The organism is Nocardia vinacea NBRC 16497, from assembly GCF_000308835.1.
In the GTDB taxonomy this organism is placed as follows: Bacteria; Actinomycetota; Actinomycetes; order Mycobacteriales; family Mycobacteriaceae; genus Nocardia; species Nocardia vinacea.
Genome location: NZ_BAGN01000064.1, coordinates 1 through 21,686, shown reverse-complemented (window position 1 = coordinate 21,686; position 21,686 = coordinate 1). Strand labels below are relative to the sequence as shown.

The window sequence follows — 21,686 nt, the reverse complement described above, 5'->3', positions numbered from 1 at the left end:
GGAAGGACAGTCGACCGATTTCTTGACTTTGCGCGACAAGTATTTGATTCTGGGCGACATGTCGGTGATTCGGTCCGCGGGGTTGCGCGGATTTCGCGCGACGGTAGCGGAGCTGGGCGGAAACGCCGAGGAGTTCGCCACCGCCGTCGGGCTGCCTTTCGCCGCTCTCGATGCCGATGATCTGCTGGTACCGGATCAGGCGGTCGCTGCGGCGCTGGAGCTGGCCGCGCAGCGGCTCGACTGTCCCGACCTCGGACTGCGCATTTCGCGTCGACAGGATCTGGATATGCTCGGCCCGCTGGCCTTGGCCATCCGGAATTCGCCGACGCTCGCCGATGCCCTCGAATGCTGTTCGCGCTATCTGTTCCTGCACGCGCGGTCGCTCAGCCTGACGCTCGAGCCCGACCCCTATGGCGACCGCAGCGTGACCGCCCTGCGCTATGGCGTCCAACCCGGCGGGCCCACACCCATCCAGGGCACCGATCTCGGACTCGCCTTCGTGCACCGCACATTTCAACGGCTGGTGGACGAACGCTACGGGCTGCGCTCGGTCGAACTGCCGTACCGGCCCGCCGCGCCGATCGGTGTCTATGAGGATTTCTTCGGCGCACCCGTGCGCGTCGAGCGTCCCGCGGCGGCATTGCGAGTGCCGATCAGCCTGGCGACCCGGCCGCTGAGCGGCGGCGATGAGAATCTGCATCGCTTGGCCATGGCATTCCTTGCCGAACAGTCCGGCGGCGCGGATGCCGCCATCGCACCGAAGGTCCGTGCCGCCGTACAACAACTACTGGGTACTACGCCGCCGGAAATCACCGCCGTGTCAAGACTTTTGACGATCCATCCACGCACCCTGCAGCGTCGCCTCGCCGCCGAGGACACCTCCTTCGCCACCATCCTCGATACGGTCCGCCGCGACGCAGCCCGCCGCTACCTGACCACCACCGATATGCCGATGAGCCAGGTCGCCTCGCTGATCGGACTGTCCGAACAGGCCACCTTCACCCGATGTTCCCGAAGATGGTGGGGCACAACGCCTACCGCTGTTCGGCGCGAGGGCGCGCAGCACCGGCTACCGCAGTAGACCGACCGTCTCTTTGGTCGCCTCAGCGACCAATGCGTTGTCCACCTGAGCATCTGGGCTGGAGTGGGTGGTCAGTACCGCAATCACGATCGGCGCGGCACTTCCGGCGGGCCATGTGACGGCGACATCGTTGGCCGAGCCGTAGTCGCCGGTTCCGGTCTTGTCGCCGGTCTTCCACTCATTGGGCAGGCCGGCGCGAATGCGAGCGGCGCCGGTGGTGGTGGCGATCAGCCAGGCCGTCAACTGCTCGCGCTCAGGTGCGGCGAGTGCGTCGCCGACTGTCAGTGCCCGATAGTCGGCCGCGATTGCAGCGGGCGTGGTGGTGTCGCGCTCGTCGCCGGGGATGGCGGTATTGAGCGTGGGCTCCGTGCGGTCCAGTCGGGAGACCTGATCGCCGATGGACCGCAGGAACCGCGTCAGCGCCTGCGGGCCGCCGAGCAGTTTCAGCAGCTCATTGCCCGCGGCATTATCGCTGCGGGTAATCGCCGCATCGCACAGTTGCGACACCGACATACCGCTGTCGATCCGGGTGCCGGTGACCGCCGAACCGCCCGCGGCTGCCGCATCCGCCGCGGTGAAATGGATGATTTGATCGAAATACCCTGTGGCAAGCGGATGTTCGTGCAATAGCGCGGCACATGCGAGGGTCTTGAATGTCGACATCATCGCGAACCGCTCGTCCTGACGGAAGCCGACGGTCCTCCCCGAACCGGTATCGACGGCGAAGACCCCGAGCCTGGCCTGATGCTGCTGTTCGATACCGGCCAACTGGCCCACCGAGGCCGGCGCTGGGTCCGGGTCCTTCGAGTCGGTTCCACATGCGCCGAGTAGCACCGTCGTCACCAGGACGAACCCCATGCGAGCCGAGCCCCGCCCGCGTCTGCCGATCTTTGTCATGGCCACACGACAACACAGTGCCGATCGGTCTGTCCAAGACCGACATGGCCGAAAGCCGATATCGAAATCGATATCGCCGCAGCTCAGCCGTCCGAACCGGGCACCCGCAGTACCGCCTTACCGCGCAGTGTCCGTTCGGCCAGCGCCTGGAAGGCATCGGCGGTCTGCTCCCAGTCGAGGGTCAGGCCGATCAGTGGTGTGAGCCGACCATCGGCGACCAGATCCACGAGGATGCCGAGATCTTCGCCCTTGGTGTCCTCCGGAACCGGACTGATGAAGCCGACGATATGTGCGTTCCAGCCTTGGGCGTAGAAGTCGGCGAGGTTCAATTCGGCTGCGCCGCCGATATTTCCGTACCAGGCGAGATGTCCGCCGGGCGCGATGCGGCGAACGGCCTGAGCCGTGATGGGGCCGCCGATGCCGTCCAGGACCAGATGGAACGGGCCCAATCCTTCGTCGGCAAGGGAAGTTACGACGTGCTGCGCACCGAGGGCACGCGCCTCGCCCTCGCGCCCCGGACCGCTGACCAGCGCCGTCACCCGAGCGCCCGCCGCGACGGCGAGTTGCACCGCGTACTGGCCGACACCGCCGGTCGCACCGGTGATCAACACCTGCCTGCCGAGCACGGCGCCGCCGACCCGGAGCGCGCGCAATGCGGTCAGCCCCGCAATGGGTAGGGCCGCCGCCGTTTCGAAGGACACGCGATCGTCGAGCACCGCCGTGCAATGCACCGGCACCGCAACGCGCTCGGCCCAGCCTTCCCAGTCCAGATAGCAGACCACCCGGTCACCGACGGCTGGACCTTTGCCGTTCGCAGCCGCCCGCACGACCACGCCCGCGACATCCTGACCAGGTCGCCAACCATCGGAGCGGCGGGCGATCAGATTGGCCTCGTCGTGATTGACGGCATAGGCGCGCACCGCGACGACAGCCTCATCGGCCGCCGGATCCGGCTCCGGCAGATCATCGGTCAGCCGCAAGCCGCCACGTGCCACCGGATCTGTGATGAAACCTCGCATGTTCGGCCACCCTATCGGCCGGCGGTCGAGGTGTAACCGCGGCCGTATCGACCGATCGACGCATTAGCAAGGATCGATGAACGTCGAATAGTCAAGGAATGAACGAGCCGTTCGCCGGATGCGCGCGTAAGCTCCCGGGTCCGGGAGGTCGGGTCAGTGCAGTTTTCAGTATTGGGTGAGGTCTGCGGGTGGCGTGGGGAGACGCCGCTCGAATTGGGACCGCCGCAACGTCGCGCGGTACTGGCCGCGCTATTGCTGCGTGCCGGAAAGTCGGTCACCGCAGCGGAATTGGTGGAGGGGATCTGGGGCGAGGATCCGGTGCCACGCGCCATTGCCGCGCTGCGCACCCATGTCGCGCAATTGCGCCGGGTGCTGGAACCGGATCGGATTTCGCGAGCGCCGTCGACGGTGTTGGTCTCGGTCGGTGACGGTTACGCCTTGCGCATCCCGCCGGGCTCGACCGATATCGAGGAGGTCGAGGCCCTGGTGGCCACGGCCGAACGGGTGCGCGGCGAAACGCCGGACGCGGCGCGCGAGGCGTTGATCGACGCACTCGCCCGCTGGCGTGGGCCGGCACTGAGCGGATTGGCCGGGCCTTTCGCCGAGCGACACCGCACCCGGCTCGAGCAGTGGCACTTGGCGATTCTCGAAGATCGGCTCGCCCTCGATATCGAGGTCGGCCGCGCCGCCGACGCGGTCGCCGAATTGGGTCCACTTATCGATGAGCATCCGTTGCGCGAACGGTTCCGCGCACTGCTCATGGCCGCGCTGTATCACTGCGGCCGCCAAGCCGAGGCGCTCGAGGTGTTCGCCCGGGCGCGCCGCGATCTGGTGGACGGGATCGGCGTCGAACCCGGTCCGGAGCTGACCGCGATGCACGAACGCATCCTGCGCGCCGAAATGCCGACACCACGACCGAACGGCTACGGTCCGGAGCCGGTCGTGCCCGCGCAACTGCCGCCGGATATCGCCGATTTCACCGGCCGCGAGCAACTGGTCGAGCACATTGCCGAGCAGTTGACCGGCGGCGGCAGCGCGGTCGCCATCTCCGCGGTCGGCGGCATGGGCGGCGTCGGCAAGACCACATTGGCCCTGCATGTGGCCCATCACGTGCGCGATCGCTTCCCGGACGGACAGCTGTATGTGAACCTGCGCGGCGTCGATCCGGTGCCGACCTCACCCGGTGACGCACTCGGCGGATTCCTGCGTGCGCTCGGCATCGCGGAGGGCCGGATTCCGGGCACCGTCGACGATCGCGCGGCCGAACTGCGCACCCGCCTGTCGGGTAAGCGCATGCTGATCGTGCTCGACAATGCCCGTGGCAGTGCGCAATTGACACCGCTGCTCGCGGGCACACCCGGCACCGCGGTGCTGATCACCAGTCGTTCGGCGCTGACCGAGATGGCCGCCGTGCGCCGGACCCGCCTCGATGTACTGGAGCGCGACGAGGCCATGGCATTGCTGATCCGCATCCTCGGCCCGGAACGCGTTGCGGCCGAGGAAAGCGCGGCACGGCAGGTCGTCGCGCTGTGCGGCTGCCTGCCGTTGGCGGTCCGCATCGTGGGTGCCCGACTTGCGGTGCGACCGCAATGGACGATCGGATCGTTCGCTGCGCGACTGGCCGACGAGAAGGGTCGGCTCGCGGTGCTGGAGACCGGTGAGCTCGGGGTCGAGGCCGCATTCCGGCTCGGCTACAGGCAGCTGAACGAGCAGCAGGCCAAAGCTTTTCGCACGCTCGCGCTCGTCGATTTCCCGGATCTCCCGGTCGACGGCGTGGCCGCGGTGCTCGGCATCGCGGAGTCCGAGGCTGAGCGAATATGCGAATCGCTGGTCGATCTGAGCCTGCTCGAGACGACGGTGCCCGGCCGCTACCGATTCCACGATCTGCTGCGTCTTTTCGCCCAGAGCGTCGCCGACGAGGAGGAGTCGGCGGTGCTGGTCCGGCTGCTCGATTACTACCTCGCGGGTGCGAAGAACCTGTTGAGCGCCATCGACTACAGCAACACCACGCGCCTGTTGATCCCGACCACGGTGCCCGGGCGACAGTTCGCCAGCGGCGCCGAGGGACAGGTCTGGAACGACGTCGAACGACCGGTGGTGATCGCGCTGCACCGGCAGGCCGCCAGGGTCGGTGGCCGCGCACTGCAGGTGGCGGCGGATCTGGCCTGGGTGATGGCCGAACTGATGGACGCGGGCACCCGTGCCAGGGAACTGTCCGAGGCGCTGACGGCCTTGCTGGACATCGCAATTCGAGAATCGCACCCGAGCGAGCGCCGCATCAGGGTCGCGCTCGGCGCGCTGCTGCAGGTCGGACTCGGCGAGGTCGAGGCGAGTCTGAAATATCTCGATGCGGCGGCCGGGCCACCCACGGACGACGCCGATCGCCGGATCTCGGTGCTCTCGGAGGTCCTGCTCGGCATTGCCGATCGACGACTCGGCGATATCGAAACATCGCGTCGGCATTTCGAGAATGCGATGCGCTTCGCCCGTGAACTCGGTGACCGGTCGATGCAGGCCTGGTGTCTGGCCCTGGTCACCCGAACCTATTGCGAGGCAGGGCGATACGACGAGGCGGTCGATATCGCGGACCGCGCCATCGCGCTGGCGCAGGCGTCCTCGAATCCGGTCGCACTCGGTTGGGCAACCCACGAATTGGCGGCCACGCTATCGATGCGCGACGAGCACGAGCGCGCACTCGAACTCGGCCGCGATGCCGTACGGATCGCGCAGCGCAATGGTGTGCGACTCTGGGAGGGTTGGGCGCGAACCAGATTGGCGCAGATCCAGCTGCGCGCCGGCAGTGTGGCGGATGCGGAAAACCAAGCCGCAGAAGCAGTTCGGCTGCTCACCAAGGCCGCCGATCCGATCGATCGAGCGCGTGCCCTGGCTCTGCACGCGAGCGCGTTGGCCGCACAGGGACGCACCGGTCCGGCCGCGGCGGAGTTCGGCGAGGCCGCCGAGATCTTCCGGCGCGCGGGGCTGGCGCCGCCCACCATCGACCGGCTGTTCAGTGCCGCGCCGACCGCTGACGTGGCGGATTAGGCGGCGTTTATTCAACGTTTATCGGGCACTGATGGTTGCCTGGAATTCTCTGGGTCGATGCGATCGCCGTTCTGAGTGTCACCGTGCGGACGCGCTATATACCGACTTGTGTGCGAGGGGTACGCAAGGCGTATCGACATGTCCAACCGCGGTTTCTGATCGACAGGTTCACCCGAGCGCGGACGTCGCATCGACAGCGGCTGCGGGCCCGCCGGGTCCGGTCCACGCAGTCCGCGCACGCCGTGGTCGCCCCGGCAGCACCGGTTGCCGGTGCGCCCGGTCCATCGACTATCTGAAAGAACTCCGAGTCGCAATCGCGAGGTCTGACGAGTCCGTGACATGCCGGACGAACTCCTTGTCGCGGCCCCCGGACCAGCACACACTACGGAGATGGCAACCTTCGACGACCTTCGGGCGCTGTTCATCAACTGCACGCTCAAGCGCTCCCCCGAGCCGAGTAATACGCAGGGGCTGATCGATGTCAGTGCCCACATCATGGAGAAGAACGGCGTTCAGGTTTCGCATATCCGCGCCGTCGATCACGACATCGCGACCGGCGTCTGGCCGGATATGACCGAACACGGCTGGGCCACCGATGAATGGCCTGTGCTGCAGCGCCAGGTGATGGACGCCGACATCCTGGTGTTGGCCGGACCGATCTGGCTCGGCGACAACAGTTCGGTCACCAAACGGGTGATCGAGCGACTGTACGGCAATTCGTCGATCCTCAATGAGCGCGGCCAGTACGCCTACTACGGCCGAGTCGGCGGCTGTCTGATCACCGGCAACGAGGATGGCGTCAAACACTGCGCAATGAATATCCTCTACAGCCTCCAGCACCTCGGCTACACGATTCCGCCGCAGGCCGACGCCGGCTGGATCGGCGAGGCCGGACCCGGACCGTCGTACCTGGATCCGGGTTCCGGCGGGCCGGAAAACGACTTCACCAACCGCAATACGACCTTCATGACGTGGAACCTGCTGCATCTGGCCCGGATGCTGAAGAACAACAACGGCATCCCCGCCCACGGAAATCAGCGCTCCGAATGGGATGCGGGCTGCCGGTTCGATTTCGAAAACCCCGACTATCGTTAGGGCGCAGCGGGTTCGGGCATGGTCGCTGGTCTACGCCTTTCCGCCATCCGGATCGTCGGACATTCTGTGCCACACCGGGATTCGGGTGTGAACTGCGCCGATGTCAGACACGGGTATCGTCGGAACGGTGCCCGGCCTACGACGAGCTGGTTTGTTTTTCGGTGCACTGCTCGCCCTGGTCGCCGTCCTCGGTGTGGCGGGTCTGCCGGTGTATGTGCATCCGCAAACCGACCCGTTGCGCCACGCCGATGCGATCGTGGTGTTGGGTGGCACCGCCTATGAACGTTTCGACGTCGGCCTCGCTCTCGCCGAACGCGGATACGCGCCGCAACTGCTGATCTCCCGATCGACCGGCGAAGACGATTCGGTGATGGATCGGTATTGCGCGCCCCGATTCGAGTTCACCGTCAGCTGTTTCGTACCCGATCCGTGGACGACCGACGGCGAGGCGCGCGAGATCGCCCGACGGGCAAGCCTTTACGGCTGGCGCCACATCATCGTGGTGACCTATACCCCGCATGTGTCGCGGGCCAGGTACATCGTCGGCAAATGCTTCCACGGCGAGTTGACCATGGTGGCCAGTCCCAGCGACGACGGCCTGAAGTTCTGGACCTGGATGTACATCCGGCAGTCCGCGGGCTATGTACGGGCATTCTTCAGCCGAGGTTGTTGAACCGCGAACGTACCGATGTCGGGTCCCATACGCTGGATACGGTTGTGGGGAGAGGACCGCCGTTGCGAATCGATGAGCTGCGAACGGTCGGTGACGACGAGCTGACCGCCGATATCGTCATTATCGGATCCGGGCCCGCCGGGCTGACCATCGCGACCGAACTGGCTGGAACACCACTACGCGTCCTGGTGCTGGAAAGCGGCGGGCTGACCGCGACCGAAGAGGTCGACGCACTAGCCGATATCGAGAATGTGGGCGCGCGCCGGGCGCAGTCGGATCGGGTCGCGGGCGATCGAATCCTCGGTGGCGCCTCCCATACCTGGAGCGGTCGCTGCGGTCTGCTCGACGACCTCGATTTCAGTTGCCGCCCTTGGGTTTCCGGCTCGGGCTGGCCGATCGGCGGGACCGACCTCGAATCGTATCTGGTGCGCGCGGCCGAACATATCGGCATCGGCTACGGCATCGGCTTCACCGATGACGCGTTCTGGCAGTTGGCCGGACGGCCCCGACCCGCCGACGCCCTCGATCCGACGCGCTTACGTCCGTACTTCTGGCAGATCAGCCGGGATCCAGTGGATCCATTCGACTGCAAGCGCTTCGGTGCGCACGTGAAAGATCTTGTCGCGCCGAATGTCCGGGTGCTCGTCGATGCGACGGTTACCCACATCGACACCGATCCCGAAGGCACCCGGGTGGTTTCAGTCCAGGTCGCCGGTGCGGATCCGCAGCCGCGGTCTGTGCACGCACATGCCTTCGTCTTAGCCACCGGCGGCATCGGAAATGCGCGGCTGCTGTTGGCATCTCGGCGAACCGTGCCCGGTGGCGTCGGCAACCGGCACGACATGGTCGGGCGTTATCTGATGGATCACCGCTGCGGTGCGGTCGGCGCGCTGGATCCGGCCCTGGCGGGCAGCGCGCTGGAACGTTTCGGCAAGTACGTGGTGAAGACGCCGCACGGTAAGCACACTTTCCTGCACGGTGTCGCGCTCTCGCCGAAGATCCAGGAGGCCGAGGGCCTGCTCAATTGCGCACTGTGGCTGCAGGAGGTGCCCGCCGAGGACGATCCATGGGAGTCGGTCAAGCAGTTGCTGCGCGGACGCGGCGATCGGCACGATGCGCGAATCGCGGTGAGCCACGCTGGATTACTGCTAGCGGGCGTGCGGGCCAGGCTCATCAAACACGCCGGACTGCCGCACAAACTCGATCGAATCGAATTGCGCTGCATGGTCGAACAGCTGCCGACCCCGGACAGCCGCGTGACACTGACCGACCGCACCGATCGGCTCGGTGTACCGCTGTCCCGGATCGATTGGCGGGTGAATCCGCAGGAAGACACAACCGTGCGCCGGGCGGCGGCCTTGCTGGTCGAGGAGTTCGCGCGACTCGGATTGCCGGCACCGACGCTGTACGACTGGGCGCGGATGGACAGCAAGTCGCCGCTGGTGCTCACCGATTGGGCACATCCGACCGGCACCACCCGCATGTCGACGGACCCGTGCGACGGCGTGGTCGACACCGATTGCCGGGTGCACGGAGTGACGAATCTATTCATCGCGGGCAGTTCGGTTTTCCCGACCACCGGCCATGCGAATCCGACCCTGACGATCGTGGCGCTGGCGGTTCGGCTAGCTGATACTTTGCGGACTTTCGCATAGTCTGCGGCTTATGGACAAGACGCCCGGTTCACCGCACCCGCACGAACCGCATCGTGAGGGTCTGGCATCGAGGCTGAACTGGTTGCGCGCGGGCGTACTCGGGGCGAACGACGGCATTGTTTCGACCGCGGGCCTGGTTGTCGGCGTCGCCGCGGCGACGACCAGCGCCGCGGCCATTTTCACAGCGGGCATCGCCGGACTCACCGCTGGTGCGATTTCCATGGCCGTCGGCGAATACGTTTCGGTGAGCACACAGCGGGATTCCGAGCGGGCGCTACTGGCCAAGGAACGCACGGAACTCAAGGAAGAACCGGACTTCGAACTGGCCGAACTGGCCGATATCTATCAGTCGAAGGGTCTGACACCGGAGACGGCGCGCAAAGTGGCCGAGGAGCTGACCGCGCACGACGCCTTCCTCGCCCACGCCGAGGCCGAACTGGGTCTGGATCCACAGGAGTTGACCAATCCGTGGGCCGCGGCCGTTTCCTCTGCGGTCGCGTTCACCCTGGGTGCGCTGCTGCCGTTGTTGGCGATCATCCTGCCGCCGACCACGGCGCGCATTCCGGTGACATTCGCGGCGGTGCTGATCGCGCTGGCGATCACCGGGTCGGTCAGCGCGCGGCTCGGCGGTAGTAATCGCGCACGCGCGGTATTGCGGGTGGTGATCGGTGGTGCGCTGGCTATGGCGGTCACCTATGGGATCGGACAGTTGGCGGATGTCGCCGGCATATGAGGACGGGCCGAAGAAAACCCCTCGGCCCGTCGTGTGTTCAGCGCGTCGGCGTCAGTAGTAGTGCCGCCGACCGCCGACCGGGCGCCGCCCCACCGACCCGACGAGGGCCAGTACCGCACCGATGATCAGCAATATGATTCCGGCCGTGGTGAGCAGACCGATGCCGAGTAGATATCCGACAATGAGAAGTATCAAGCCGAGGATGATCATCGTTCTTTCCTTTACTTGGTCGTCTTGACCGTTGTGCGGCCGGATGTTTCGACCGGTGCCGACCCGCCGGACTGGCGCATGAACCGATTCCAGCTCCACACCGGCTTACCCTCCTGTGGCGGGGTGACCCGCGCGGCGGGTTTGGTCGCGGGTGGTGTCGCGGCGGACGGTGGTGCCGCTGCCGGTGGCTTTGCCTTGGCCTTTTCCTGGGCCGCCAACTCCCGGCGCGACTTCCGCAGATCGCGCCGTGCGGCGCTGCTACGGCGGGAACTACGCCAGACGCCCGCGAGTAGCAGGCTCAGGCCGAGCATCCCGATCGCTCCGATCGCGATCCCGTAGAGGAAGAGTTCCCCCGCGGAAGCGGTGAAGTGATAGTCGAATACCCCGAAATCGCTGGGTGACGTACGAACTTCGCCCGTATTGGCCGCCACTCCGGCAACGCCGATAATTACCGCGCCGATGAGAACGACGAGCCCGATGATAATGATCATGACAATCCCGTTGCGCTGGTTGATATTACCTTCTGGCTATGCCCGGTAATTCCGACATCAAACACCTACCTCGGAAACCATCACCGTAAATTCCACCCTTTCCTACGGTGAAGTACTCGACGCGATCCGCTCCGCGGGCGTCGGCGCGAAGTAGGCGGACCTGGTGTATTCGCTCGGGCTTGTCCCGCGCACGCGTTTGAATGCCGTGCTGAATCCGAAGGCATCCGCGTAGCCGACCCGGCGGGCCACCGCACTCACGGTGGCGCCGGGTTCGGTCAGCAGGTCCGCGGCGATTGTCATCCGCCAATCCGTCAAATAGGCCAGCGGCGGTTCACCGACCAGTTCGGCGAACCGCTTGGCGAGCGTGGTGCGCGAGACCCCGGCGACGGCGGCCAAAGTGGTGAGTGTCCATGGCGCGCCGGGTGTTTCGTGCATCGCCCGCAATACCGGACCGACCACATCATCGCTCGCGGCCCGGTACCAGGGCGGGGATTCCCGGTCGAACCAGTCGCGCAGGGTGCACACCAGTAGCCAGTCCAGTAGCCGGTCCAGTACGACTTGACGTCCTGGCCGCGGCCCGGACAGCTGCATCTCCAGATAGTCGCGCATCGGGCCGCAATCGTGGTCATCGCTCACGACGGCCACCCGCGACAGCACACGCAGCAGCCGATCGGGCACCGCGCCGCTGAGCTGATAGGTGCCCGCGAGCAGGACGGTGTCGCCGACCGGTTCCTCGACCGCGGTGCAGCATACGTCGACCGGGATGCCGGTATCCACCGGATCATCGGTGAACACGAACGGCTCCGGACCGCGCACGATGGCGGTCTCCCCCACCCCGATACGGTGCGCCGCGCCGTCGACCACCAACCAGCCCTCGCCACGCAACGGAACGAGCAGGGTCAGGGCGGCGGCGTCGGTGAAACGCAGCGCGAACGGCGCGGTCAGCACCGATGTACCGAATATCGCGCCGGACGCGCGCACACCGCGCAGCAGATCGTCGAACGGGTCCACATCCCAACGATATCCACCGCGGATGATCGGACATGGACGGCGGACGCTCACCCATGGTCGTCCGCGGCGGCGCCGGGTTGACTCGAATCATGACGATTCTGGTTCTCGGCAGTACCGGTAAGACCGGACGCAGGGTGGTCGCCCGCTTACGCGCGGCAGGCGAAAAGGTCCGCGCGGCATCGCGTTCCGGCGAGGTGCGTTTCGACTGGTCCGAACCCACCACCTGGACGAATGCGCTGGACACCGCGGATGCGGTCTATCTGATCGCACCCGATGATCCGGATCCGGTTGCCGCCTTTGTCGCCGAGGCGGTATCGAGCGGCGTGCGCCGCTTCGTCGTTTTGTCGGGGCGCGGAATCGAGCACGTCGCCAAGGAGTTCGGGGAGGGCATTCGCGCCGCGGAGGCGGCGGTCCGGGCGAGCGGTGCCGAGTGGACCATATTGCGCGCCAATAACTTCGATCAGAATTTCGACGAAGACCTGTGGTTCGCTCCGCTGCGCGCCGGTCGGCTCGGCCTGCCGATCGGCGAGGTCGGTGAGCCGTTCGTGGATGTCGAGGATGTGGCCGAGGTGGCCGCGGCGGTGCTCACACGGGACGGCCACGCGGGGCGGGTCTACGAGTTGTCGGGCCCGCGTGCGCTGACATTCACGCAGGCCGTATCGGAGATCGCCACGGCGGCAGGGCATCCGATCGAGTACGAGGAATTGACGCCGGTCGCCTACCACACGGAATTGCTCGCCCAGGGCCTTCCCGAGGAGGTCGCGACAGCGCTGAACGCGATGTTCGAGCTGATGCGCACTGGGCACATCGCCGAACCGACGGACGGCGTGCACACGGTACTGGGCCGACCGGCCACCGATTTCGCCGAGTACGTCGAGCGCGTCTGGTCCGCCTGACCGGTCTAACGCCGTCCGAGGTCCAGGCGTCGTGTCACCCGGTCGACCAGGTCCGGAGGCATGCCGGGGTCGCGGCGGGCGGCCATGGCTTCGCGGCGGCCCGCTTCCAGGACATCGCCCTGGATATCGCGAATCTTCATCATCAGCTTCAGATCTCGGGCCGCGTGCGCCTTGGCGTCCTCGTCGGCGGCCTCCGGATCCGCTCGGGCCAGGCGTTGGCGGAGTTGGTTGCGCAGGCGTTCGTAGACGTCGTCGGGGAGGCCTTCGGTTTCGGCGATCTGCTTGAGGCGGTCGAGTTCCGCGCGGACGACACGCTCCCAAAGGGTCTGTTCGAGCAGCCGTTCCTTCTGGAAGTCGGCTTGAACACCGGTGAGCCGCACGATAAGTGGCAATGTCGGGCCTTGTATCAGCAGGGTGAACAGGACGACAGCGAAGGCCGTGAAAAGGATCTGGGTGCGGCCCGGAAACGGTTCGCGGGCATCGGTGAGCAGCGGAATGGCCAGTGCCAGTGCGATGGTCGCGACACCCCGCATGCCCGCCCACCAGGTGACGACCGTTTCCTTCCAGGTGTAGGGCTCGTCGGCGTCCTCGTCGCGCCACCACCACCTACGCAGGGAAAGGGTGGTCAACAGCCACACCAGCCGCAGTCCGACCACCACGGCGATAACGACGCCGGCTACGCCGAGCAGTCGCGGCCAGCCGTCGCCCGTATCGTCGAGTACGACACCGAGTTCCAGGCCGATCAACCCGAAAGCGAAACCGCTGATCAGCATTTCGGTGATCTCCCAGAAGGCATCGCCGACCAGGCGGTAATCGCGATCGCCGAAATTGGTGCCCGCATCGGTCAGATACAGCGCGCACACCAGCACGGCCAGCACGGCGGAACCCGAAAATGCCTCGGCCACACCGTAAGCGGCGAACGGCAGCAGCAGGCTCAGCGCCACCTGCCAGGACGCCTCCTCCAGTTTGCTGGTCAACTTGCTGCCCGCATAGCCGAGCGCCATCCCGACAACGATCGCGACCACCGCCGAGATCACGAACTCACCGACCGCATGCCATGCCGAGAACTTGCCGGTGAGCACGGCCTGCACCGCGACGGAGTAGATGACGATCGCGGTCACATCGTTGAACAGACCCTCGCCACCGAGCGTCACCACCAAGCGGCGCGGCAGGCCCAGCTTGCCCGCCATGGCCGTCGCGGCCACCGGATCGGGCGGGGCGACAACAGCGCCGAGCGCCAGGCAAGCCGCCAACGGCAGCGCCGGATACCAGGCGTGGAAGACCGCCGTCACCGCAGCGGCCGTCGCGAACACCAACCCGACCGCGCGCAACGCGATCGGCCCCCAATTCTCCGCGAACTGCCGCCACGAGGTCCGCCGCGCCGCGGCATACAACAGCGGCGGCAGTACCAGCGGCAATATCAGGTCGGGCGGCACATCGACCCGAGGAACCGCGGGTATCAGCGCGAGTACACATCCGAATACGGTCATCAGGACCGCTGACGCGATTCCGAGCCGCCGAGCGAGCGGTTCGGCCAGGATCGTGGCGAATAGCAAGACGAACATCAGCACCAACTGGTCCATGACGCCCCAGTCTGCGGTGGGTTGCTGAGATTTCCCTAGCGACCTCGCCCATACGGCACTGTGAGTTTCCGGCGTTCCTGTCGTGTCAGACGGTTGGGCATCAAATGCCACCAGGTCACACACCGCCACACCCATTCCAGCGGGCCGTAGTGGAACCAGCGCAACCAGTAGTAACTCCACAGCGCCTGCACCGCAATAATGGCCGCGGCCAAGGCGAGCAGTGCGCCGTAGCGATTGGAATCGGATAGGCCGAGCCACGGATCAGCGGCCAGAACAAGTCCGGTTGCAGAGACGTAATTGGTCAGCGCCATCCGTCCCATCGGCTCGAGCACCTCCGCGAAAACCTCACCGCTCTCGGTGCGCAGGAGTAGCAGGAATCCGGTGAGATAGGCGAGCGCGCCGAGCAGTCCAGCGACCGGAGCCGCACTGCCGGTCCACAGCGCGATATACGGCGTGCGGTACTCCCACACCCCCGCGGCCACCGCCGCGGGCACTGCCAGCGCGAAGACCACCGCGATCCGCCAACCGCGATCGCGCAGGCTATCCGCGAGGCCGAAGCGGTCGGCGGCCAGACCTAGCAGGAACAGGCCGGGCACCAGGCCGAGCCCACCGCCGAGCGTGACCGGAACCCCGATCGTCGCGACCAACCCGCCGAGCAATATCCCCCAGCGCGGTAGCCCTGCGGCGGGCAGCAAAACCACCAACCCGACGATCGCATACGGCAGCAACGCCTCACCCGGCTGGAACCCATGGTGGATCAGACCGAACACACCGAGCGCGACGAGCCGCCGCGCAAGTACCAGCCGCGGACGGTCGCTGTGCTCGGCCGCGCGATCCAGGAACAGCGAAAAGCTGAGCCCGAACAGGAACGAGAAGATCGGAAAGAACCGTCCCTCGAACAGCACGGACAACACATGCCGGATCGGATCCACGGTTCCGGGCCCGACCATCGCGCGCATATCGGTGATCTGCCAGATATTCACCACCAGAATCCCGCACAGCGCGAAACCACGCACGGCGTCGAGCTCGTGGATGCGCGGGCGCGCACCGGCGGGATTCATACTCGTACGCTATCGAGACCGACCTCGAATCCCGGCCTGGGACATGCATGTCGCGTTCGCAGCTCAACCCAGGTTGCGGCGAACGCGTCCAGCACATCGAGAATCTCTCTCGCCTGCCACATCCGGTTCTTATGCATGCCGGTGAGCTCGAGCACTAATGCTTCGTGCATTAACTATTAATGCACTAAGGTTGGTGGCGACCTAGGAGGTTCCATGGAGATCGACGATCCGTTGCGGCTGGATCGGCAGGTGTGCTTTGCGCTGGCCGTGGCCAATCGGGCGGTGCTCGGGGTGTATCGGCCGCTGCTGGAACCGCTCGGGCTCACGCATCCGCAGTATTTGGTGATGTTGGCGCTGTGGGGTGAGGCGCCGATGTCGGTGAAGGCGATCGCCGAGGCGATCCAGTTGGATTCGCCGACACTGTCGCCGCTGCTCAAGCGGCTGGAGTCGGCCGGGTTGCTTACGCGAGGTCGCGATAGTCGTGACGAGCGCAATCTCGTGGTGGATCTGACCCCGGCCGGGCGGGCGCTGCGCAAGCAGGCCGAGCAGATCCCGCCCGCCGTGGTGGAACGACTCGGCGTGACATTGGCGGATCTCGAGGAACTGCGCGAAGTACTGACCCGGGTCAACGAGGCCGCGCGCCGCGTTGGTGACCCTGCCACCGCATGAGGAGTGCACGTATGACCAGACCCAATCCCATCCAGTGGATCGGCTACGCCTTCGGGCGGCCCCTGCCGGATTCGTTGCGCGAGTGGGTGCGCAATGACCTCACCGGCAAGTACGCGACGCCACGTCATATCGTGCGCGGGCTGGTGCCGTTCATGCCGCTGTTCGCCGTATTCCTTTTGTTCCCAGGCGAATTGTGGTTGCGCGGGTCGATGGTGTTGTTGGCGTTACTACTCGCGCTGTTCTACACAACGGCCTTCATGCCGATGAATCGCGCGCACCGCCTGGCCGAACACGGACTGCCGGCGGATTTGGAGAATCCGGAGCGGGCGCGGCGGCGGGCGCTGGAGCGGGCGACCTACGCGGCGCAGCATCCGCATTGAGAACTCGGTGACGGCTCGCGCCGAGCACCCGCGAGCCGAACACGGTTGGTGGCACTGGTCGTCGACGCGGTGTCAGTGGATGGTGAGGTCCAGACGACGGTGGCGGCGCACGAAAATGCTCGGAACCCATTGGGCTGCATCGGGGTTCGACGAAATGTCGAATGACGTGCTGTGGCTCAGGAGGGTTTGCAGAGCAACGCGGGCCTCCAGCCGGGCCAAGGCCGCGCCGACGCAGAAGTGGATGCCCTTGCCGAACGCCATGTGATTACGTTGAGCCGGGCGATCGAGGCGGATTTCGTTGGGGGCGGGGAAGATTGCGGGATCGCGATTGGCGGCAGACCACAGTAGGAGCAGGTGGCTACCCGCGGGGAGATCGGTGTCGCCGAGGGCCGTATCGCGGACGACGTGGCGGTGGTGGGCGCGGAACGGGGACTCCAGTCGCAGGGCTTCTTCGAGGAATGTGCCGAGCAGATCGGGGTCGGCGCGGAGCCGGGTCTGGAGCGCGGGATCGGTGGCGAGGATGCGGGTCGCATTACCGATGAGTCCCGCCGTGGATTCGCCGCCCGCGCCGACGAGTTGGATGAGGATCAGGACGGCGACGTCCAGGGTGAGTTCACCTGCGGCACAGGCTTTTGTCAGATCACCGAGAAGGTTGTCGCCCGGATGGTCGCAGGCTCGGACGAGTTGGTGACGCAGATAGCCGGCGAGTTCGGTTGCGGCGGTGACGACGACAACCAGCCGGTCGGTGGTGACCACGCCGTCGAGCAGTTCATTACTCGTATAGCCCCAGGCCAGCAACTGGGAAATGTCCGCATCGGGCAAGCCGATCAGCTCGGCCACCAAGGTCATCGGTAATCGGTCGCCCATGGCCGACATCCACTCGATGTGTCCGTCACGAAGACCCTCCTCCCATAGTCGATGCGCCGCAGCGGTAATGGTGGGTTCCAGAGCGCGAATGCGTTTCGCGACAAGCGCGGGCAGCACCAGTTTGCGGTGCGCATGGTGGATCGGGTCGTCACCGGTGGCCAGGACGTGGATGGCCTGTCCCCCGCCATCCAAATCGAAGACCGCCGCCGAACCATCGGGTTGGCGCACCAGGGCGGCGGTGAGGTTGGAGGAGAAATCGGCGGGGCGGGTGGTCGCCGCCATGACCAGATCCCAGCGGCTGACCAGGTAGAAATCGGTGTCGGCAATGCGGTGCACCGGCGATTCGGTACGCAGCCGGTCGTAGATCGGATACGGATCGTCGAGTACCCCGGGGTCGAAAAGGTCGATATCAACTTGGGTCATTCGCTCGCCTCTCCGGCACGGTTTCGTTTTCCGCACACCAGATTTCGCGGTGCCGACCGTCCTCGTCAATAGCCACGGAAAACTGAGATTTCGGTACCGAATCCGCAGGTCGGACCATGTCTCGGAGCCTGCCGCCCACCTGCCGATGCACTGCGAATCTGTGCCTAGAATGTCTCAATCTGAGACAAATTTCTGAAACCGTATCTGGAGGTCGCGATGACCGGACACCCCGACTGGCTCGCCGGCGGCCACCGCCGTGACCTCGCGATCGAACGCATCCACGCCGCCGCGGCTGACCTCATCGCCGGCAAGGGCATGGTCGGACTGAATATCGACCACGTCGCCGCCGCGGCCGGATGCTCGCGCGCCACGGTCTACCGCTACGTCGGTGGAAAGTCGGCATTGCGCGATGCCGTGTTGACCGGGGCCACCGCCCGCATCGCCGAGACCATCGGGCAGGCCGTCGCCGCCCACACCGGCCCCGACCGCATCACTCACGCGATCCTCGCCGCACTCGCAGCGGTCCGCGCCGACCCGGTCGCCACGGCCTTCCTGACAACGACCACCCCGAACGAGGTCGACACCTATCTCGCGAGCAATCCCCGATTGGCCGATGCCGCAACGGAACTCACCGGAACCGGCGAAGATCCGCTTGCGGGACAGTGGATCGTCCGCGTGGTCCTCTCGCTATTGTTCTGGCCCGCAAGCGATCCCAGCGCCGAGCGAGCTCTCGTGGAACGCTACGTCCTGCCGGCCTTCACGATTCACCAGTAGCGACGACGCGCGGACCGGCGAGCGGTGAAATTGGGCGGTTTGGTCTCGGTCGGCCTGGCACGCCGACGGTTTCGCCAAGGGGCGTCTGCTGGGCGGGTGGCGTGGAGTCGTTTCTTTCGCATAGCCGGGAGCGTCAGCCCATGGCCCACGGGGCAATGGCCTGGACGGCTGGCCAGCCGAAGTCTTCGGTGTCCTCGTCTTCGACGAACCACAGCCAGTTCTGCACGGCGCGGACCAGCGTCCAGGCGCGGGCACGATCCGGATCGAGTCCGGCGATATCGACGACGGCGGCGAATCGATCGTCGAGCGTGGATTCGGTGCGCCGGTTCCACAGCAGCGACAGTGTGGTGAATTCGAGATCGCCGGCCAGGGGCTGCGGATCGATGACGAGCCATGGTTCGCGGGTGCCGCCGAGGACATTCTCGTAGTGCAGATCCTCATTCACCAGGAGTCGGTCCGCGCTCGGACCGAGCTGAGCGCAGACGTCGACGGCCGCGTCGAGCATCTTCCGTGGGAAGGGTCCGCCGAGGCGCTGCCACTCCTTCGGCAGTTCCTCGACCAGGCGCTCGGCCTCGGTGCGCAGGTCGCGAGAGATTCCGAGCGGAGCGGGGATGGCGAGCCTGCGCAGCAGGACGGAGATGATCCGGACCGCGTCGTCGATTGGCTCGAAGTCCAATGACCGAGTGGGATCGAGTCGTTCCAGCAGGAGCGCGCCGTGCTCGGCGTCGCTGTCGAGCAACCGCACCGCGCCAGCGCCCGCCCACGCGGTCAATGCGACCGGTTCGTCGCGAGTCTCGGGAGTGAGATGGCCGAGTTTGAGCACCACCCGACTGCCATCCGCGCACACGGCGGGCAGCACCAAGCCGCCGTAGCCATACATGGGCGCGCCCTCGAACCGAAGCTCCCAGCGCTCGGCGAACCGAGCCGCGAGTTCAGGCAGACCATCCAGCCAAGCCCGAGCAGCGGGCTCCATCTTGACGAGACGATCGGCGAAGAATTCGGGGACAACGATCACCAATCGAGCATCTCAGCCGTGTCGAACGAATTTCAGCGGCGGTCGGCTACGGGAATCCGGGCAGCGGGGGCAGCGGAGGCAGGCCCGGGATGATGATCGGATTCGGCGGAACCGGGTTGGGGTTCGGGTTCTGCGGGGCCGGGTTCGGGTTCTCCGGGGCCGGGTTGGGGTTCGGGTTCTCCGGGACCGGCACCGGGTTCTGCGGCACCGGATTCTGCGGCACCGGCTGCGGCACCGGGTTCTGCGGCACCGGATTTTGCGGCACCGGGTTCTGCGGCACCGGCTGCGGTTCCGCAACACCCTGACCTTGCGGTATGCAGATCCAGCCGCCATCCGACGACAGGCCCCATTGCGCGAGGGTCCCGTCGTGCGAGCAATCGTCGCCGACCTGGTGCTGATTGCGCGCCTGTTCCCGCGGCGCACAGACCCACAGGCCGTTGCGCATATCCCATTGGGCGACGATCCCTTCGTGCGAGCAGTCGTCGCCACGCTTGCGTGCCGGTTGCGCCGGTGAGCGATTCGACGGCGGCGCGAGCGGGGGCGCGGAGGCGGGCCTTGATTTAGCGGGCGACGAGATCGATGTCGGTGCGTCGTGCTTCGAATCCTGATTCGCGCGCAGCAGCAGCGCGATCGCGACGACCAGTGCGAGCGCGGCGGTGATAACGGCCGCTATGGTCATGACGCGCCCATTGTCGGTTGGTGTCCTAGCGCCGCCGGGTTCCACCATGCCACCGCCTTCGTGCCGAGTAGGGACTACCTTCACGAAAAGCTCTCCAGGCAGGCTACCGAAGACGCGGCGGGAAAGATCAACTATTCATGGATCCGGTCACACCGGCTACGGACTAGCGGCAAGGAATACAAAAGCCGAGAACACAGCCATATGTACACCGCCATGCAGCAGCGTCGCGCGACCCGGCACCACCGTCAGCACGCCGACGACAACCGTCAACGCGAGCAGCACCATCTGCGTCGCACCGAGCCCGAGGATCAGCGGACCGTCTAGCCAGATGGTTGCTACGGCGATCGCCGGAATAGTCAGGCCGATGCTCGCCATCGCGGAGCCGAGCGCGAGATTGAGGCTGATCTGCACCTGATCGCGGCGAGCGGCACGCACAGCCGCGAGAGTTTCCGGCAGTAGGACGAGCAGTGCGATGACCACGCCGACCGCGGACTGCGGCAGACCCGCCGACGCGACGGTCGATTCGATCGACGGCGATACCACCTTGGCCAGACCGACGACCGCGACCAAGGCGACCATCAACATGGCCAGGCTGAGCAGCGTCGCGCGCACCGTGGGCCGCTCGCCACGCTCATGGGCACTATCGGACTCCTCGACGGGCAGAAAGTCATCGCGATGCCGCACCGTCTGCACCATTACGAACAGGGCGTACAGCAGCAGCGAGGCCGCCGCGGCGAAGGCCAACTGCGCTGGGGAAAATTCCGGCCCGGGCTTACTGGTGGTGAAGGTCGGCAGGACCAGACTGAGGGTGGACAGGGTCGCAACCGTGCCGAGCGCCGCGCCGGTGCCCTCGGCATTGAATACCGCAACCCGCCTGCGCACCGCACCGACCAGCAGTGCCAGACCGAAAATACCGTTGCAGGTGATCATGACCGCCGCGAAAACGGTGTCGCGGGCCAGTGCCGCGGACTTCTCCCCACTGGTCACCATCATCGTGACGATGAGCCCGACCTCGATGACCGTCACCGCGACCGCGAGCACCAGGGACCCGAACGGCTCACCGACCCGATGCGCGATGACCTCGGCGTGCTGCACCGCCGCCAGCACCGCACCGACCAGCGCGGCGACCACCACGACTACGCCGATTCCAGGTAGCGATCGTCCCCAGGTGGCGGCCAGGGTGATCGCGGCTAGGAGTGGGATGAATACGGTCCAGCGGGAAGTCGACGCACGGAGCATAACTTCCATCGTGTCAGCGAATTGTCCGCATCCGATCGCGTGTGATCAGGGGCATGCGGATTGGCGCACGTCAGGGCTTTATCGCCGGAGCCATGCGAACGAGGCGAGGCCGTGACAGGCGATCTGCTATTTCAGTCGTCGAGATCGATGCGGACGGTAAGCAAGTCGGTGCCGACCAGGCGAACGGCCGCGC

21 protein-coding genes are annotated in these 21,686 nt (G+C 66.1%); 10 read left to right on the top strand and 11 right to left on the bottom strand.

All coding sequences use genetic code 11. The features are described 5' to 3' along the window. Nucleotides 1–58 precede the first annotated feature (58 nt). On the top strand, nucleotides 59–1,081 hold the full coding sequence (locus ON44_RS07250) for an AraC family transcriptional regulator (RefSeq protein WP_040687307.1): 1,023 nt from the start codon (nucleotides 59–61) through the stop codon (nucleotides 1,079–1,081). On the opposite strand, the gene bla is transcribed toward ON44_RS07250, so the two are convergent. Next, nucleotides 1,070–1,978 (bottom strand): class A beta-lactamase, encoded by a 909-nt coding sequence (bla, locus tag ON44_RS07245; RefSeq protein ID WP_040687277.1) that lies wholly within the window; start codon nucleotides 1,976–1,978, stop codon nucleotides 1,070–1,072. The genes ON44_RS07250 and bla overlap by 12 nt on opposite strands. Nucleotides 1,979–2,061: 83 nt before the next feature. Continuing rightward, nucleotides 2,062–2,997, bottom strand: a complete 936-nt coding sequence (locus ON44_RS07240; RefSeq protein ID WP_040687275.1) for a zinc-binding dehydrogenase — start codon at nucleotides 2,995–2,997, stop codon at nucleotides 2,062–2,064. Nucleotides 2,998–3,153: 156 nt separating this feature from the next. On the opposite strand from ON44_RS07240, the gene ON44_RS07235 reads away from it, so the two are divergent. The 5 genes from ON44_RS07235 to ON44_RS07215 all read left to right on the top strand — a co-directional run bounded on the left by ON44_RS07235 (nucleotide 3,154) and on the right by ON44_RS07215 (nucleotide 10,195). Then, nucleotides 3,154–6,039 carry an AfsR/SARP family transcriptional regulator gene (locus ON44_RS07235; protein WP_063721518.1) on the top strand — a complete coding sequence of 962 codons (2,886 nt, stop codon included), beginning with the start codon at nucleotides 3,154–3,156 and terminating at the stop codon, nucleotides 6,037–6,039. A 390-nt stretch (nucleotides 6,040–6,429) separates the two neighbouring features. Further along, complete coding sequence (locus tag ON44_RS07230; RefSeq protein ID WP_040687273.1) at nucleotides 6,430–7,134, top strand: flavodoxin family protein; 705 nt, start codon at nucleotides 6,430–6,432, stop codon at nucleotides 7,132–7,134. 100 nt (nucleotides 7,135–7,234) lie between these two features. Further along, a complete protein-coding gene (locus tag ON44_RS07225) occupies nucleotides 7,235–7,807 on the top strand; it encodes a YdcF family protein (RefSeq protein ID WP_083897699.1) in 573 nt (190 codons plus the stop codon). A gap of 62 nt (nucleotides 7,808–7,869) precedes the next feature. Beyond that, nucleotides 7,870–9,462 (top strand): GMC oxidoreductase, encoded by a 1,593-nt coding sequence (locus ON44_RS07220; protein ID WP_051181677.1) that lies wholly within the window; start codon nucleotides 7,870–7,872, stop codon nucleotides 9,460–9,462. Nucleotides 9,463–9,472: 10 nt separating this feature from the next. Next, entirely contained in the window at nucleotides 9,473–10,195 is a 723-nt protein-coding gene (locus ON44_RS07215) for a VIT1/CCC1 transporter family protein (protein WP_040687271.1), read from the top strand. A 51-nt stretch (nucleotides 10,196–10,246) separates the two neighbouring features. Here ON44_RS07215 and ON44_RS51260 read toward each other — a convergent pair whose 3' ends face one another. The 3 genes from ON44_RS51260 to ON44_RS07205 all read right to left on the bottom strand — a co-directional run bounded on the left by ON44_RS51260 (nucleotide 10,247) and on the right by ON44_RS07205 (nucleotide 11,907). Then, nucleotides 10,247–10,405: a hypothetical protein gene (locus ON44_RS51260; RefSeq protein ID WP_085998492.1), complete on the bottom strand. Its 159-nt coding sequence runs from the start codon at nucleotides 10,403–10,405 to the stop codon at nucleotides 10,247–10,249. Between the two features lie 11 nt (nucleotides 10,406–10,416). Continuing rightward, nucleotides 10,417–10,896, bottom strand: coding sequence for a hypothetical protein (locus ON44_RS46570; RefSeq protein ID WP_051181671.1), 480 nt, complete (start codon nucleotides 10,894–10,896; stop codon nucleotides 10,417–10,419). A gap of 102 nt (nucleotides 10,897–10,998) precedes the next feature. After that, entirely contained in the window at nucleotides 10,999–11,907 is a 909-nt protein-coding gene (locus ON44_RS07205) for an AraC family transcriptional regulator (protein WP_040687300.1), read from the bottom strand. An 89-nt stretch (nucleotides 11,908–11,996) separates the two neighbouring features. Here ON44_RS07205 and ON44_RS07200 point away from each other — a divergent pair, with 89 nt between their 5' ends. Further along, on the top strand, nucleotides 11,997–12,803 hold the full coding sequence (locus ON44_RS07200; RefSeq protein ID WP_040687296.1) for an NAD(P)H-binding protein: 807 nt from the start codon (nucleotides 11,997–11,999) through the stop codon (nucleotides 12,801–12,803). Between the two features lie 5 nt (nucleotides 12,804–12,808). Here the strand turns inward: ON44_RS07200 and ON44_RS07195 are convergent, their stop codons facing one another. Then, nucleotides 12,809–14,386 (bottom strand): Na+/H+ antiporter, encoded by a 1,578-nt coding sequence (locus tag ON44_RS07195; protein ID WP_040687269.1) that lies wholly within the window; start codon nucleotides 14,384–14,386, stop codon nucleotides 12,809–12,811. 35 nt (nucleotides 14,387–14,421) lie between these two features. Continuing rightward, the gene (locus tag ON44_RS07190; protein WP_040687267.1) at nucleotides 14,422–15,447 is read right to left on the bottom strand and encodes a DUF418 domain-containing protein; all 1,026 of its coding nucleotides are present in this window, start codon (nucleotides 15,445–15,447) and stop codon (nucleotides 14,422–14,424) included. Nucleotides 15,448–15,660: 213 nt separating this feature from the next. Here ON44_RS07190 and ON44_RS07185 point away from each other — a divergent pair, with 213 nt between their 5' ends. Next, a complete protein-coding gene (locus tag ON44_RS07185) occupies nucleotides 15,661–16,116 on the top strand; it encodes a MarR family winged helix-turn-helix transcriptional regulator (RefSeq protein WP_040687265.1) in 456 nt (151 codons plus the stop codon). Nucleotides 16,117–16,127: 11 nt separating this feature from the next. Further along, complete coding sequence (locus ON44_RS07180; protein WP_083897696.1) at nucleotides 16,128–16,496, top strand: DUF5313 family protein; 369 nt, start codon at nucleotides 16,128–16,130, stop codon at nucleotides 16,494–16,496. Between the two features lie 72 nt (nucleotides 16,497–16,568). Here ON44_RS07180 and ON44_RS07175 read toward each other — a convergent pair whose 3' ends face one another. After that, nucleotides 16,569–17,786 carry a cytochrome P450 gene (locus tag ON44_RS07175; RefSeq protein ID WP_040687261.1) on the bottom strand — a complete coding sequence of 406 codons (1,218 nt, stop codon included), beginning with the start codon at nucleotides 17,784–17,786 and terminating at the stop codon, nucleotides 16,569–16,571. A gap of 216 nt (nucleotides 17,787–18,002) precedes the next feature. Between ON44_RS07175 and ON44_RS07170 the strand changes: the two genes are divergently transcribed. Then, nucleotides 18,003–18,560 (top strand): TetR/AcrR family transcriptional regulator, encoded by a 558-nt coding sequence (locus tag ON44_RS07170; RefSeq protein ID WP_040687259.1) that lies wholly within the window; start codon nucleotides 18,003–18,005, stop codon nucleotides 18,558–18,560. 133 nt (nucleotides 18,561–18,693) lie between these two features. Here the strand turns inward: ON44_RS07170 and ON44_RS07165 are convergent, their stop codons facing one another. From ON44_RS07165 to ON44_RS07155, 3 genes are all read right to left on the bottom strand, one after another. Continuing rightward, a complete protein-coding gene (locus ON44_RS07165) occupies nucleotides 18,694–19,575 on the bottom strand; it encodes an aminoglycoside phosphotransferase family protein (protein WP_218007533.1) in 882 nt (293 codons plus the stop codon). 46 nt (nucleotides 19,576–19,621) lie between these two features. Next, nucleotides 19,622–20,254: a hypothetical protein gene (locus tag ON44_RS46565; protein WP_051181669.1), complete on the bottom strand. Its 633-nt coding sequence runs from the start codon at nucleotides 20,252–20,254 to the stop codon at nucleotides 19,622–19,624. A gap of 156 nt (nucleotides 20,255–20,410) precedes the next feature. Then, nucleotides 20,411–21,493 carry a calcium:cation antiporter gene (locus ON44_RS07155; RefSeq protein WP_040687256.1) on the bottom strand — a complete coding sequence of 361 codons (1,083 nt, stop codon included), beginning with the start codon at nucleotides 21,491–21,493 and terminating at the stop codon, nucleotides 20,411–20,413. Nucleotides 21,494–21,686 lie beyond the last annotated feature (193 nt).